The 14,548-nt window shown below is 71.6% G+C and carries 13 protein-coding genes and 1 pseudogene; 5 read left to right on the forward strand and 9 right to left on the reverse strand.

The window, feature by feature from the left end; translation table 11 throughout:
* Positions 1-73: 73 nt before the first annotated feature.
* Both ABZ070_RS14880 and ABZ070_RS14885 read right to left on the reverse strand, forming a co-directional pair.
* Complete coding sequence (locus ABZ070_RS14880; RefSeq protein ID WP_356633706.1) at positions 74-1,894, reverse strand: glycoside hydrolase family 3 protein; 1,821 nt, start codon at positions 1,892-1,894, stop codon at positions 74-76.
* A gap of 154 nt (positions 1,895-2,048) precedes the next feature.
* Positions 2,049-2,960 (reverse strand): LysR family transcriptional regulator, encoded by a 912-nt coding sequence (locus ABZ070_RS14885; protein WP_356633708.1) that lies wholly within the window; start codon positions 2,958-2,960, stop codon positions 2,049-2,051.
* A 97-nt stretch (positions 2,961-3,057) separates the two neighbouring features.
* Between ABZ070_RS14885 and ABZ070_RS14890 the strand changes: the two genes are divergently transcribed.
* Entirely contained in the window at positions 3,058-3,969 is a 912-nt protein-coding gene (locus tag ABZ070_RS14890) for an EamA family transporter (RefSeq protein ID WP_356633710.1), read from the forward strand.
* Between the two features lie 21 nt (positions 3,970-3,990).
* On the opposite strand, the gene ABZ070_RS14895 is transcribed toward ABZ070_RS14890, so the two are convergent.
* From ABZ070_RS14895 to ABZ070_RS14920, 6 genes are all read right to left on the reverse strand, one after another.
* On the reverse strand, positions 3,991-4,542 hold the full coding sequence (locus ABZ070_RS14895) for a DUF6058 family natural product biosynthesis protein (RefSeq protein ID WP_356633764.1): 552 nt from the start codon (positions 4,540-4,542) through the stop codon (positions 3,991-3,993).
* 158 nt (positions 4,543-4,700) lie between these two features.
* Positions 4,701-5,477: a sugar phosphate isomerase/epimerase family protein gene (locus ABZ070_RS14900; RefSeq protein ID WP_356633712.1), complete on the reverse strand. Its 777-nt coding sequence runs from the start codon at positions 5,475-5,477 to the stop codon at positions 4,701-4,703.
* Positions 5,474-6,409 carry a helix-turn-helix domain-containing GNAT family N-acetyltransferase gene (locus ABZ070_RS14905; RefSeq protein WP_356633714.1) on the reverse strand — a complete coding sequence of 312 codons (936 nt, stop codon included), beginning with the start codon at positions 6,407-6,409 and terminating at the stop codon, positions 5,474-5,476. Before ABZ070_RS14905 ends, ABZ070_RS14900 begins: the two co-directional genes overlap by 4 nt.
* 39 nt (positions 6,410-6,448) lie before the next feature.
* The gene (locus ABZ070_RS14910; protein WP_356633716.1) at positions 6,449-7,783 is read right to left on the reverse strand and encodes an ion channel protein; all 1,335 of its coding nucleotides are present in this window, start codon (positions 7,781-7,783) and stop codon (positions 6,449-6,451) included.
* Positions 7,784-7,852: 69 nt separating this feature from the next.
* A complete protein-coding gene (locus ABZ070_RS14915; protein ID WP_356633718.1) occupies positions 7,853-8,284 on the reverse strand; it encodes a hypothetical protein in 432 nt (143 codons plus the stop codon).
* Positions 8,285-9,061: 777 nt separating this feature from the next.
* The gene (locus ABZ070_RS14920; RefSeq protein ID WP_356633720.1) at positions 9,062-10,126 is read right to left on the reverse strand and encodes a LacI family DNA-binding transcriptional regulator; all 1,065 of its coding nucleotides are present in this window, start codon (positions 10,124-10,126) and stop codon (positions 9,062-9,064) included.
* Between the two features lie 138 nt (positions 10,127-10,264).
* Here ABZ070_RS14920 and ABZ070_RS14925 point away from each other — a divergent pair, with 138 nt between their 5' ends.
* The 3 genes from ABZ070_RS14925 to ABZ070_RS14935 are packed head-to-tail and all read left to right on the forward strand — an operon-like array spanning position 10,265 to position 13,388.
* On the forward strand, positions 10,265-11,416 hold the full coding sequence (locus ABZ070_RS14925) for a Gfo/Idh/MocA family oxidoreductase (RefSeq protein ID WP_356633722.1): 1,152 nt from the start codon (positions 10,265-10,267) through the stop codon (positions 11,414-11,416).
* Entirely contained in the window at positions 11,413-12,579 is a 1,167-nt protein-coding gene (locus ABZ070_RS14930; RefSeq protein WP_356633724.1) for a dihydrodipicolinate synthase family protein, read from the forward strand. Before ABZ070_RS14925 ends, ABZ070_RS14930 begins: the two co-directional genes overlap by 4 nt.
* Positions 12,580-12,608: 29 nt before the next feature.
* On the forward strand, positions 12,609-13,388 hold the full coding sequence (locus ABZ070_RS14935) for a sugar phosphate isomerase/epimerase family protein (RefSeq protein WP_356633726.1): 780 nt from the start codon (positions 12,609-12,611) through the stop codon (positions 13,386-13,388).
* 220 nt (positions 13,389-13,608) lie between these two features.
* Here ABZ070_RS14935 and ABZ070_RS14940 read toward each other — a convergent pair whose 3' ends face one another.
* The gene (locus ABZ070_RS14940; RefSeq protein ID WP_356633728.1) at positions 13,609-14,244 is read right to left on the reverse strand and encodes a hypothetical protein; all 636 of its coding nucleotides are present in this window, start codon (positions 14,242-14,244) and stop codon (positions 13,609-13,611) included.
* Positions 14,245-14,299: 55 nt separating this feature from the next.
* Here ABZ070_RS14940 and ABZ070_RS14945 point away from each other — a divergent pair.
* Positions 14,300-14,512: pseudogene (locus tag ABZ070_RS14945) on the forward strand (LLM class F420-dependent oxidoreductase); the annotation flags it as partial.
* Positions 14,513-14,548: the final 36 nt, after the last annotated feature.

The raw sequence follows: 14,548 nt of genomic DNA on the forward strand, positions 1-14,548 counted from the left end.
CCGCTCGTCCTGGGGGCCGGCCCCGCCTTCCGTACGAACGGCGGGCACGGCCCTTCGTCTGCTGCCGCGGCCGCTACCGGTACGACAGCCCGTGGCCGATCGGGAACAGCACCTGGGACGGGTCGTCCGCCCGCTGCACCGGCACCGGCAGGTGCCCCTGCGGCTCCGCCCTGCCCGCGATCACGCGGGCAGCGGCGCGCAGTTCGACATCCGTCCACGAGTAGGTCGCCACCGCTGCCGCGATGCCGTCCAGCCGGGCGACGTCGTACGGGTTGCGGATGGCGATCGCCACCACGGGAACCCCGGTTGCCACCAGCGCCGCGACGAGCGTGCGTTGCGAGCTGGTGGCGGTGACGTTGTACGTGCCGACGACGACCACGTCCTTGCCCTCCGCGGCCGCCACCGCCTCCGCGATTTTGGCGCTGTTCGGCGCGGTGCCGGTCGACAGCGCCGTCGTCCGGAAGCCCAACTCACCGAGCGCGCCCGCCAGTACGGTGGTCGGCGGCCCGGTCGTTCCGCTGGGCGATGCCGGGTCGGCGCCCACCACCAGGACATCGCGGTGGCTGCGGCGGCTCAGCGGCAGCAGCCCGCCCGGGTTGGTGAGCAACGTCGTCGTCCGTTCGGCGATCCGGTCGGCCGCGGCGAGATGCGCGGGGGAGCCGACGGTGCGGTCCACTCCCCGTTGCGAGACGAACGGGTCACGGAACAGGCCGAGTTTCTCCTTGAGCAGCAGGATGCGCAGGATCGATTCCTCGATGCGCGCCACACTGAGTTCGCCGCTCTTGACCGCGTCGAGCACCGCGTTCCACGCGACCGCCAGATCCGGCGGATTGAGCAGCTGGTCCACACCCGCGAGCAGCGCGAGCACGGGGACGCGGTGGTCGCCGTACTTGTCGCGCACGCCCTGCATGTTGAGCGCGTCGGTGACCACCACCCCGTCGTAGCCCAGTTCCTCGCGCAGGATGCCGGTGAGGATCGGGCGGGACAGCGTGGCCGGGTCGTCGCTCGGGTCCAGTGCGGGGAACTGGATGTGCGCCGTCATGATCGAGTCGATCCCGGCGGCGATCGCGGCCCGGAACGGCGGTGCGTCGATCTCCTCCCACTCCTGGCGGGTGTGGGTGATGACCGGGATGCCGGTGTGGCTGTCGACGGTGGTGTCGCCGTGCCCGGGGAAGTGCTTGGACGTCGCCGCGATGCCGGCGCTCTGGTAGCCCTTGACCTGGGCGGCGACCAGTCCCGCGACCGCCGCCGGGTCCGCGCCGAAGGACCGTACGCCGATGACCGGGTTGGCGGGATCGACGTTCACGTCGGCGACGGGGGCGTAGTTCTGGGCGATGCCCATGGCGGCGAGCTCGCTGCCCGCGATCTGCGCGGCCTTGCGGGCGGACGCCGTGGACCCGCCCGCGCCGAGCGCCATCGCGCCCGGCATGAGCGTGGCCGGCTTGCCGACGCGGGCGACGATGCCGTGTTCCTGGTCGGTGGAGATCAGCAGCGGCACGGGAGTGGGCTGGGCGAGCCCGGCCCGCTGGATGCCGTTGGACAGGTCGGCGATCTGGTGCGGTTCGCGGGTGTTGTGCGCCCAGGCGAAGTAGATGATGCCGCCGACGTGGTACTCGGAGATGAGCTCCGCGGCGTTGCGTACGCCGATCTCTTCGAGATTCAGGTCGACGTCGGCCTGGTCGGGGTCGGTGGCGGAGTGCCCGTAGACCCGCATCACGAAGAGCTGGCCGACCTTCTCCTCGAGGCTCATCCTCGAGATGAGCCGTTCGAGCCGGGCCCGTGTGCCGCGGGAAGCGGCGGGCGAGGCGAGGGCGGGCGCCGCACTGGCGACGGCGGTCGCGGCGACGGCGGTCGCGGTGAGAAGAGTGCGTCTGGAGAGGTTCCGGTCGTGCACTGGTGCTCCTTCCGGCCTTGCTCGACTTGCTCGACAGGGGAGTTGCACAAGGGAGTTGAAGGAAACTTCCAAGGTGACACGGATATCCGGAAAGTAACTGCCAGGTCAAGGCCCCGCGCACAAACATCACCGGACCGGCGGGGCGGGCCCCGCGTCAGGCGCCGGCGGAGATGTCCGGCCACAGCCTCTGCAGGGTCCGCACGGTCTCCGTGATCGCCGGCCGCCTCGCCGCCCCCGCACGCCACAGGGCGTGCAGCCGACGCGTCGGCACCGGTGCCAGCCGCACGGCCACGACCTGCGGCGGCAGCTGTCCCCGGCCCAGCCGCGGGACCAGGGCCACACCGAGTCCGGCGGCCACGAGAGCCACCTGGGTGTGGTTCTCCTCGGCCTGATGGGCGATCAGCGGCTCGCAGCCTGCCGCGCGCAGCGTGCGCAGCAGCCAGTCGTGGCAGACGGTGCCCGGCGGCTGGGTGATCCAGCGCTCGTTCTTGAGGTCCTCGCGCCGTACGGAATCCTCGGCGGCCAGTGCATGGCCGGCCGGCACCAGCACGTCGCACATGTCGTCGCCGATGACGGCCTGCTCGACTCCCGGCGGGGTCGGCAGCGGGGCGATGTCCCAGTCGTGCGCCACCGCCAGGTCGATCGCGCCGCGGGCGACGAGATCGACGGACAGGTGGGGGTCGACCTCGTGGAGGCGGGCGTCGAGGGTGGGGTGCCGGCGGGCGAGGTCGGCGAGGACGTACGGCATCAGACCGCGCGCGGCGCTCGCGAAGCAGGCGATCGACAGCCGTCCCGTCGGTGCACCGCGCCGCTCCTCCAGCCGGACTTCGGCCTCCTCCACCAGGGACAGCAACTGCTGGGCGGTGTGAGCCAGTTGGCGCGCCTCGTCCGTCAACCGGACGCCGCGGCCCTCGCGTTCCAGGAGCGTGGTGCGGGTCTCCCGCTCCAGTTTGGCGATCTGCTGCGAGACGGCGGACGGTGTGTAGCCGAGCGCGGACGCGGCGGCGCCGACCGTGCCGTGGACGGAGACGGCGTGCAGGGCGCGCAGCCGGCCGAGATCGAGCATGATCGTCCCTCTCCCTGTTCCCTTCAGCAGCGCTTCATCCAACCATGAAGGAATCCGTGCTGGTGCTACATGGTCCAGGGGCGTGATGCTCGATGCCATGCGTCCCGCTCACATCGTTCTCGCCGCCCTGGTCGCCGCCGTCTGGGGAGTCAACTTCGTCGTCATCGAGATCGGCCTCGACCACTTCCCGCCCCTGCTCTTCTCGGCTCTGCGCTTCCTCGCGGCCGCCCTGCCCGCGGTGTTCCTCGTCGGCCGGCCGAAGGTCGCCTGGAAGTGGATTCTCGCGGTCGGGCTGGTCCTCGGCGTCGCCAAGTTCGGGTTGCTCTTCACGGGCATGGACCAGGGCGCCCCCGCCGGCCTCTCCTCCCTGATCCTGCAGAGCCAGGCAGTCTTCACCGCCCTGCTCGCCTTCGCCGCCCTCGGCGAACGCCCCGGACGCGTAAGGATCCTGGGCATGGCCGTGGCGCTGGCCGGCATCGCCGTCGCCGCGATCGACGAGGGCGCTTCCGGCCCGCTTCTCGGCTTCGTACTCGTCATCGCCGCGGCGGCCTGCTGGGGCGTCTCGAATGTCCTGACCCGCAAGGCGTCCCCGCCGGACGCGCTGAACTACATGGTGTGGGTCAGTGCCGTCCCGGTGCTTCCGCTGCTCGCCCTCTCGCTCCTTCTGGAGGGCGCGGAGCGCGACCTGGACGCACTGCGCTCGCTGGACTGGACGGGCGTCGGCGTGATCCTCTACGTCGCCTGGATCACCACGATCTTCGGCTTCGGAGCCTGGGGGTGGCTGCTGCGACGGCACCCGGCGTCCGCGGTGGCCCCGTTCTCCCTCCTCGTCCCCGTCTTCGGCATGTCGTCGGCGTACCTGATCCTCGGCGAGCCGGTGAGCCCCCTGCGCTGGTGCGCCACGGCGCTCCTGGTCGGCGGTGTCGCCCTGACCTCGCTGCCCGGCCGGGCGAAGCCGGCGGCAACGGACGCACACGAGGAGGAACCGCTGACGGCGGCCCGGGCATGAGGTCTTGCGGATCCCGCAGGCTCACCCTCCAAAGGCGGCCGAGCCGCGCGGGAAACGGGCGCGCATCGCGTCGATGCAGAGGTCCCGGGAGGTGGGGCCGCCGAAGCGCAGGCGGTCGTAGCCGGTGAAAGCCGGTTCCAGTGCGTCGAGTTCGTCGATCGCGGCGTGCAGCCGGGCCTCCCACCGGGGCGAACCGGCGTCCGGGTCGTGCGGCGCCGCCGTGATCTCGGTCGTCAGGTGCTCCTTGCGCCGGATCGTCGCCGGGGTGACCGAATGGAGGCACACGTATTGACCGCTCAGATACGCCTGCCACTCCTGCCGCCCGACTGCCCGGTCCGCCCAGTGCGCGACGAACCAGGCCTCGAGCTTCTCGGGGCCTCCTGCCTGCTCCGTCAGCGCGAACAGGTCCCTGGGCACCATCTCCGCACCGTCCGAGCGCAGATAGCCGGGCAGTGGCAGCAGCCCTGCCAGCATCCTCAGACGCACCGCGTCGGGATCGTGCCCGGTGGTGAAGCACAGGTCGTCGAGCACCGCGAACTGGGCGCTGACGTACGCGTCGTCCGCCAAAGTCATCGGGTGGTCGCCGTTGATCTGCCGGAATCCGGCGGCCAGTTCACTCTCGTACACAGGACCTCGTTCCTCGCTGGGCCGGTTCCGTGCACGCTAGCCGCCGGACGGTTCGGCGCCCGCCGAACCGTGGCGGCGCCCGTCGGGGCAGCGCGAGCAGGCTCTCAGCTCACCGCGAGCAGGTGCTCGCGGCCGGCCGTCAGCAGGCCCGGCAGTTCCGGCGCCGTCGGGTACCAGCGCTTCTCGTACTCCCAGCACACCCAGCCGTCCGGGTCCGCGAGCGCCAGGCACTCGGCGAGCGGCACCTCGCCCCGTCCCAGCGGCAGCGGGTTCAGATCGGCGCGCGATGCGACGTCCTTGACCTGGATGTACCCGAGGAAGGGGCTCAGCGCCGCGTGGGTCACCTCCGGGGCCTCCCCGCCGAGCCACGGATGCAGCACGTCCCACAGCGCCCCCGCGTGCTTGTGACCGACCAGCCCCAGGACGCGGGTGACGTCGGCACCGGTCCGGTGCGAGTCGTGTGTCTCGAGCAGGATCCGCACGCCGAGGTCGGCGGCCGTTTCCGCGGCGGCGCCCAGTCGGCGGGCGGCGATGGCGTCGGCCTCCGCCGGGTCGAGGTCGCCGCCGCCGGGGAAGACCCGGACGAACGGGGCGCCGAGGTCCTTCGCCAGCCGGCAGAGAGCTTCCATCTCCTTGATCACGGGGCCGTCGTCGCCCGCCGCGGCGATCCGCGCGTACCCGGCGACGGTGAGGATCTCGACGCCCGCACGCTGGAACTCCCGTACCGCCTCCGCCCGTTCGGTCGTGCCGATGCCGGCGTGCACCGGCTCCTCCGGGTGGGCGCGCAGCTCCACGCCCTGATAACCGCTGTCGGCGGCGAGCCGCGCCACCTCCGTGAGCGGCCTGCCCGGCACGCCGAGGGTCGAGAAGGCGAACTTCATCGATCTGTTCCTTCCTGCAGTGACAGCCGCCAGTCCTGTCCGACCAGATCCGCTCCGTAGGAGCGGTGCGGCTTCTCGGCGACGAGCGTGAACCCGGCCCGCTGATAGATCCGGCGGGCGCCGGCCAGTACGTCGTTGGTCCACAACACCATGTCCCGGTACCCCGCCTCGCGCGCGAAATCCACGGCGGTGCGCACGAGCATGTCGCCGAGGCCGTGCCCCCGGGCATCGGGCTCGACCAGCAGCAGCCGCAGCCGTGCGGTGGCCGGGGCGTCGTCGCGTACACACATCACCGAGCCGACCGGGCGCCCGTCCAGCTCGGCGATCCACACCCGCTCGAGACGGGGGTCGTGGCCCTGTGCGAAGTCCGCGACGATCCGGGCGACGAGGCCTTCGAAGTCCGCGTTCCACCCGTACTCGGCGGCGTACAGAGCACCGTGCCGCTGAACGATCCACCCGAGGTCGCCGGGCCCGGGCTCGCGCAGGACGGGCTCCGCGCGGCAGGCCGGTGACGCGGTGGAGAGGATGCCGCGGACGGTGCGCAGAGCCTCGGTGAGGCGCCCGCGTTCGGCCTCCGGCACCCCGGCCACGAGCGTGCCGACGGCCTGCCGCGAGCGCTCGTCGAGCAGCGCGGCGGCCTGGCGGCCACGGTCGGTGAGCGTGATCCGCTGCCGCCGCGGATCACGCTCCGACGGCGCCCGCACGACCAGCCCGTCGCGTTCGAAACCGGCGAGCAGCCGGCTCAGATACCCGGCGTCGAGCGACAGCGCGCCCCGCAGGTCGGCGGCATCGGTGCGGGGGCTGTGGGCCAGCTCGTACAGGACGCGCGACTCGGTGAGGGTGTACGGGGTGTACAGGTGCTTGCCGTAGTCCAGGGCACCGATGACGTTGGTGTAGAAGCGGTTGAAGGCGCGGATCTCTTGGATCGGCATGATCGGCTCACCTGACCGGCACGTAACGTTTTCTTTGACTCAGTCAACGCTACGGCGCGAAGCTTCCCCCGACAAGGCACTCCCGGGCGGCGGGCTCTTGATCAGCATTTCCGGACGGCCCGTGACGACGAACCAGGCGGGCAGGGCCGCCACACACAGCAGCGGCAGCAGATGGACGTCGGCGGCGAGGACCGCGGCCACGAACAGACTCAGCCAGCCCTGCCGCGTGGTGGCGAGCAGCACGCCGAGCACGGCCGCCGCGATCGCCACCGGCATCGGCACGGCTGTGACGAGGGCATGGGCGAACATGCCGAGGGCCACTCCGATGAACACGGCCGGGAAGATCCGCCCGCCCTGGAAGCCGCAGCAAGCGGCGACGACGAGCGCGGCGAGCTTCACGAGAGCGAGCAGCAGCAGATTGCCCGCGCTGTGGGCCCCGGGATCGGCCGTGAGTTCCCTCATCTGATCCAGGCCCTTGAAAAGGGTCAGTTGCCCGCCGAGCACGCCCAGCGCCCCGAGCACCAGGCCGCCGGCGGTCAGCATGAGAACCGGGTGTCCCAGCCGGTGGAAGCCACGGTGGACGTGGGGGAAGACGTACACGGCGGCGAGAGCGACGACGGCCGCGGCGGAGGCGATGACCATCGCGGACACCGCGTCGATCAGCCGCGGCCCGGGATACGGGGTCGAGTGCACGGTCAGCGCGGGCGTCGCGGTCAGCACGGTCGTCAGGGACCCCGCCCCGGCGGCGAACACGGGTGCGAAGAGCCGGTCCCACAAGGGGCGCGGATCGGGCCCGCCCGAGGCTTCGGAGAGGATGAGCGCGGCCGCGACCGGTGTCCCGAACAGCGCGCCGACGGTGCCGGCGACGGCGAGCGAGACCCAGGCGTTGCCGGGCGCGCGCGGCATGAACTTCATGCCCAGCGCGTAGGCGAGCGCGACGTTGATCGAGGTGATCGGGTTCTCGGGCCCCAGGCTCACCCCGCCCGCCAAGGTGACGACAGCGGCGAGCAGAACACCCGGCAGGATCCCCACCGGCAACGGCGGGTCGACCAGACCACGGGTGGCCGGGTCGGGACCGGTGTGGCCGGGGAACTTCCACACGATGAGGCCGGCGGCCAATCCGGCCGCCGTGAGCATCGCCAGCGTCCAGCCCGCCGAAGTGCCCGAGACGCCCAGCCCGTTGGGCAACGTGCCCCACAGCCAGTGCTCGAGCCGCTCGGCGACCCAGCTGATGCCGGACAGGACCAGGCTCGACCCGACGCCGATGAGCAGCGCCGGCAGGACGAGCGGGAGCAGGGCGCGGGCCTGCGGGGGAACGATGCGAGACGGGCGCGACCCGGCCGCGGAAGGGCTGTCGGCTGCTTCGCGCGTCATGCTGCCTCCCGCGACGGTGAACCGCCGCCCGGCCGCCCGCGGAGACTCTGTGGGCGGCCGGGCGCGGGGTCAGGACGCGGACGTACGGCCGCGATCGGTGCACAGCGCCCAGATGACGAACACGGCGATCGCGATGGACACCAGCGCCCAGACCGGGTGGTACGGCAGCCAGATGAACTGCAGGACGATGACCAGGGCGGCGATCCCCACACCGAGGCCCCGCGCCCAGGCGGCGCCCGAGAGGATGCCCCAGCCGACGACGGCGACCACGATGCCCAGAATCAGGTGGATCCATCCCCAGGTGGTGAGGTTGAACTTGAAGACGTAGCGGCCGATGCGCGTGTAGACGTCGTTCTCCACCAGGGCGGCGATCCCGGCGATGATGCCGAAGATGCCTTCCAGTAGCAGCAGCACTCCGGCAAATGTCGTCCCACCGGAGGCCCAGGCACTCTCGGCACCGCCGCGTGCGGGCCCTCCGGTGCTGCGGGTGGCGTTGCTCATGCTCATCCTCCGTGCTCTGCGGGCAAGGACTCCAGCCTTTGCCCGGCGGGGTGGGACGGCGAGCGGGTGAGGGCCAGTCGGGTGACATCGGGGGGTGCGTCCGCACGCGCTTCTGTACGAGCCGGACGTGCCGCGGGGCTGCTATCTCCGCACGCTCGGGAGATCGGTTCGCGCCCGATCCGGCGGCCGCTCCGGTTCCGGATGCCCTCGCTCCACAGCGCCCGCCTCGCGCTCCCAGGAGCGCGCATGTCTCCGGGCCGCCCCGGCGCTCGGGCATCCGGGCGGGCACGCGCCGGGCGCGCTCCACCCGGGACGCCTCACCGCGTCACATAGGCGGTGCGGCGCTGCGCGCCCGCGCCCGCGTCCGCACCCAGCGTCACCGCGCCCGCACCGCGCGCCCGCTCGAGGCGTCACCGCTTCGGAACCGCGCTGCCGTGCCGGCTCCCGTCCCAGCGTCACCGCGCCCGCCGCGCGCCCGGATCCGCCCCCATCGTCACCGCGCGCACCGCGCGCGCCCGCTCCAGGCGTCACCGCTTCGGTACCGCGCGTCCGGATCCGCCCCAGCGTCACCGCGCCCGCACCGCGCCCCCACCCGCATGAGGCGTCACCGCTCCCGTGCCCGCGCCCAGGGTCACCGCTCCCGCGCCGCGCTGGCGTGCCGGCTCCCGCCCCAGCGTCACCGCGCCCGCCGCGCGCCCGGATCCGCCCCAGCGTCACCGCGCCAGCACCGCGCGCCCGCTCCAGGCCTCACCGCTCCCGTGCCCGCACCCTCCAGCGTCACCGCTCCCGCGGCGGGGCCGTCGAGTTCCTCGCCATCAGTTCGGCCGCGATCGTCGCGATGCCGCCCGGAGGCGGAGCCTCGTTGCCCATGGCCAGCCTGCCCGCCCGGGCACCTGCCTCGAACAGCGGCAGGCGGACCGTGGTCAGCGACGGGACCGCGTCCACGGAGAAGGGCAGGTCGTCGAAGCCCGCGACGGAGATGTCCTCGGGGATCCGCAACCCCTGGTCGCGCAGCGCCGCGCACGCCCCCAGCGCGACCGTGTCGTTCGCGGCGACGATCGCCGTCAGCCCCGGCTCCCTGCGCAGCAGTTCGCAGGTGGCGTCGTATCCGGAGCGGCGGTCGTACGGGCCGTGGACGGTGAGGCGGTCCTGCTCCGCGGCGTCCCCGCCCAGTCCGGCAGCGTCCATCGCCGCCCGGTGGCCCTCGAGTCGGTGGCGGGTGGTGGTGCGTTCCACGGGGCCGGCGACGTAACCGATGCGGCGGTGGCCGAGCGCGATCAGGTGCTCGGTGAGCCGCCGCCCGCCGCCTCTGTTGTCGAAGGCGAGTGCGGCGACGACCGCGTCGCTGCCAGGCAGCGGCGGGCGCCCGCACAGGACGACCCGGGTCCCGGCGTCGGCGAGCTTCGCGCTCATGGCCTCGATGTGGGCCGGGTCCTCCAGAGCGCCGCCGGTGAGGATGACGGCCGCGGCGCGCTGCCGCTGGAGCAGGGTGAGGTAGGTCAGTTCTCGTTCGGGCGAGCCGCCGGTGTTGCAGACGACGGCGAGTTTCTCGCCGCCGGCCCGCCCGGTCCCCTCCTGGCCGCCGATCTCGGTCTGCGCCGCCCCCGCCACGATCCCGAAGAACGGGTCGGCGATGTCGTTGACGAGGATGCCGACGAGGTCGGACGTGGCGGCGGCGAGGGAGCTGGCCGGGCCGTTGAGTACGTAATCGAGCTCGTCCACCGCGCGCAGCACCCGCTCCCGCGTCGACGCGGCGACCGGGTAGTTGCCGTTCAACACGCGGGAGACGGTCGCCGGGGACACCCGGGCGCGCGCCGCCACATCCGCCAGGGTGACTGTCATCGCTTTCCTCCGCAGGAGATGGTCCGGCCCCCTTGTCCGGGCCGCTGTCGGCAGGCTAGCTTCATACCGCTTAGAAAGCGCTTGCTACGCTCAAATCTAGGTAACTCGGGGGACCGGGATGGATGACGGAGGAACGTCGTGACACGCAGGACAGTGCGGATCGCCATGAACGGCGTCACAGGACGGATGGGCTACCGCCAGCATCTGGTGCGCTCGATCCTCGCGATCCGCGAACAGGGCGGCCTCGATCTCGGGGGCGGCGAGGTGCTCTGGCCGGAGCCCGTGCTCGTCGGCCGGCGCGAACACGCGCTGCGCGAGCTCGCCGAGCAGCACGGCCTGACCGAGATCTCGACCGACCTCGACGCCGTGCTCGCCGACGACACCGTCGACATCTACTTCGACGCCCAGGTCACCTCCGCCCGCGTGGAGACCCTGAAGAAGGCCATCGCGGCGGGCAAGCACATCTACACCGAGAAGCCGACGGCCACCGACGCCGCGGGCGCCCTGGAGCTCGCCCGCCTCGCGCAGAGCAGGGGCATCAAGCACGGCGTCGTGCAGGACAAGACCTTCCTGCCGGGCCTGCTGAAGCTGAAGCGCCTGATCGACAGTGGATTCTTCGGGGAAATCCTATCCGTACGCGGTGAGTTCGGCTACTGGGTCTTCGAGGGGGACTGGCAGGAGGCGCAGCGCCCCAGCTGGAACTACCGCAGCGAGGACGGCGGCGGCATCGTCGTCGACATGTTCCCGCACTGGGAGTACGTGCTGCACGAGCTGTTCGGCCGCGTCACCTCCGTCAACGCCCATGTCGCCACGCACATCCCGCAGCGCTGGGACGAACAGGGCAAACCGTACGCCGCGACCGCGGACGACGCCGCGTACGGCATCTTCCAGCTGGAGGGCGGCGCGGTAGCCCAGATCAACTCCTCCTGGACGGTACGGGTCAACCGCGACGAGCTCGTCGAGTTCCAGGTCGACGGCACGCACGGCTCCGCGGTCGCCGGTCTGCGCAACTGCCGTGCCCAGCACCGCTCCGCAACCCCGAAACCGGTGTGGAACCCGGACCTGCCGGTCACCGAGTCGTTCCGCGACCAGTGGCAGGAGATCCCCGACAACGGCGACTTCGACAACGGCTTCAAGGCCCAGTGGGAGCTGTTCCTGCGCCATGTCGCCCTCGACGAGCCGTACCACTGGGACCTGCTCGCGGGCGCGCGCGGTGTCCAGCTCGCCGAGCTGGGCCTGCGCTCGTCGGCGGAGGGCCGGCGGCTGGACGTGCCGGAGCTGACGCTGTGACGATCCGACTCCCTCGGGCCGACGGCGCCCTGTCCGCGTACGAACCGCGCACCGAGCCCCTGCGGTTCGCCCACGGCACGCCGCTCACCTCCCGTACGGTCTTCTCCGCCGCCCATGTGGTGGCCGACCCGTACGCGGACACCGACCCCGACTCGCCGGCCGCTGTCGACTGGGACGCCACGCTGGCCTTCCGCCGCCACCTGTGGTCCCACGGCCTCGGCGTCGCGGAGGCCATGGACACGGCGCAGCGCGGCATGGGCCTCGACTGGGCCGGGGCAGCCGAACTGATCCGCCGATCCGCCGCCGAGGCGCGGTCGGTGGGCGGCACGATCGCCTGCGGAGTCGGCACCGATCAACTGACGGGCCCCGTTACCCTCGCCGAGGTGCGGGCCGCCTACGAGGAACAGCTCGCCCTCGTCGAATCCACCGGCGCGCAGGCCATCCTGATGGCCTCCCGCGCACTGGCCGCGGCGGCGGCCTCCGCGGACGACTACCTCGCGGTCTACGGACACCTGCTGCGCCAGGCCTCCGAGCCGGTGATCCTGCACTGGCTCGGGCCGATGTTCGACCCGGCGCTGGAGGGCTACTGGGGCAGCGCCGACCTCGACACCGCCACGGAAACCTTCCTGGAGGTCATCGCCGCCCACCCCGACAAGGTCGACGGCATCAAGGTCTCCCTGCTGGACGCGCGGCGGGAGGTGGAGCTGCGCCGGCGCCTGCCGCAGGGTGTGCGCTGCTACACGGGCGACGACTTCAACTACCCCGAACTGATCGCCGGCGAGGGGCCGACGGCGGGAGGACGCTTCAGCCACGCGCTGCTCGGCATCTTCGACCCGCTGGGGCCGCTGGCGGCGGAGGCCGTGCGGGTGCTGGATACCGGGGACGTGGACGGCTTCCGCAAGCTCCTCGACCCCACGGTCGACCTCTCCCGCCACCTCTTCCAGCGGCCCACGCGCTTCTACAAGACGGGCGTGGTGTTTTTGGCGTGGCTGGCCGGCCACCAGACCCACTTCTCCATGGTCGGCGGCCTGCAGTCCGCGCGCTCCCTGCCCCACCTCGCGCGAGCGTACGAACTGGCCGACGGGCTCGGCCTGTTCCCGGACCCGGCGCAGGCCGAGTCCCGCATGAAGTCCCTGATGACGGTGTACGGAGTCCCGCAGTGAACGCTCATCCGCGCTTCAGTATCAACCAGATGACGGTGAAGCAGCTGGCGCTGCCCGAGCTCGTCGAGGCCTGCGCCCGCCTGGGCGTTCCGGCCGTCGGCCTGTGGCGCGAACCGGTCGCGGCGTACGGTCTGGAGGCGACGGCGAAGCTGGTACGCGACGCGGGCCTGACGGTCACATCCCTGTGCCGCGGCGGCTTCTTCACGACCGCAGACTCCCTGGACGACAACCGCGCGGCGATCGACGAGGCGGCCGCCCTGGGCACGGACGCCCTGGTCCTGGTCTCGGGCGGCCTCCCGCCGGGCAGCCGCGACCTGGTCGCGGCGCGCGAACGGATCGCGGACGCGCTCGCGGTGCTGGCCCCCTACGCGGGGGAACGCGGCGTCCGCCTGGCGATCGAGCCGCTCCATCCGATGTACGCGTCGGACCGCTGCATCGTCTCGACCCTGTCCCAGGCCATGGACCTCGCGGAACGGTTCCCGGCGTCCCAGGTGGGCGTGGTGGTGGACACGTACCACATCTGGTGGGACGACCGGGCCCCCGCCGAGGTGGCCCGCGCGGGCGCACAGGGCCGCATCCACTCCTTCCAGCTCGCGGACTGGGTCACGCCGTTGCCGGCGGGCGTCCTCACCGGCCGCGGCCAACTCGGCGACGGCGCGGTCGACATGCGCGAGTGGCGGGAGCGGGTGGAGGCGACGGGCTGGACGGGCTACATCGAGGTGGAGCTGTTCAACGACGGGCTGTGGGCGCGGGACGGCGTGGAGGTGCTGGCGGAGACGGCGGAGAGGTTCGCGGGGGAGGTGTTCTGAGGACGGCCACCGCTTGTCGGCTCTTCATGAGCCGACACATTGGCTGTCGACGAATGCGATACGCCCGCGGCTCCGTCTTGCTCCCGCCCTGCAGGCCATCCCACGCTGACGGCTGTGGACCAGGCAGCGAAGTTGCCTGAGGGCGGGAACCCCGCGAGTGGTCACGCCAAAGCCCTTTCAGTCAGGGCCTGCAGGACACCGGGTGGTCGCGGCCATCGAATCACGTCCCAAGGAGCGATGACTCCAGCAGTTGTGCACAGTTCCTGAAGTTCCGCTTGATTTCGTCGGGAGAGCTGGACGAGGGCACCAGAACTTGAGGCAGGAACGTGACACGCCACATCCGAAAGATGTCGAGCGCCGCCCGCTCGGGATCCATCCCTACCAAAGACGCGGCAAGTCCCACAACTCGGATAATGAGGTCCGGTACTGCCTCGGCGTTGTGCGCTCTTTGCGATGCCGTTCCCACCAATGCTTGCATGAGGTTGACCAATTGAAGATCGGAGCCGAATCGCACCATCCTCTGCACGGAGGCGGGTTCATCGATTCGGGGTGAGAACTCTTCGATGCAAGCAGACCACAGGAGCAGAGACGGCGCTCGGATTTCATGCTCGCGATGCCACCCGAGCTCATCGACGATCGCCATCGTCTCGACGTGGAAAACGCCGATCTCTCGAACGCCGGTCAGGATGTGACCCAGTACCTCACGATGGCGATCGACGAAGTCGCCCACGGAGACATCACGCAGGGGCCGTTGGCCCGCCTCGGCGGCAGCCCCCATCTCGACGATCCCCCCCAGGGGGCCAAAGATTTCCCTCGCGAGCGACGTTTCAGATGGCACAGACGATTTTCCTGCCATTTCTTCCTCCGGACATCTAGAAGAGATTCTTGAAGTGCTGGACTATCGCCCTCCCCTGCGGGAGTCGGTCCCCGTGCTGCGGGACGAGTGGACGGCGGCAGGCCGCGACCCGAAGTCCCTGGAGGTAGTCCCGTACGCGGTCCTCCCGTCCCCGGGCAAGCTGGCGCACTACGCGGAACAGTGGGTGACGAAGGTGGTGCTGCAACTGCCGCCGTGGGGTGACCTGGAGGTGCTGCGGGAGCTGGACGAGTACGCACAGTATTTGTAGGCACGTGCGTGCGGCTTCGGCTGTCGCGAGGCTCTG

It is taken from the genome of Streptomyces sp. NPDC006283 (genome assembly GCF_040613325.1).
Lineage (GTDB): Bacteria > Actinomycetota > Actinomycetes > Streptomycetales > Streptomycetaceae > Streptomyces.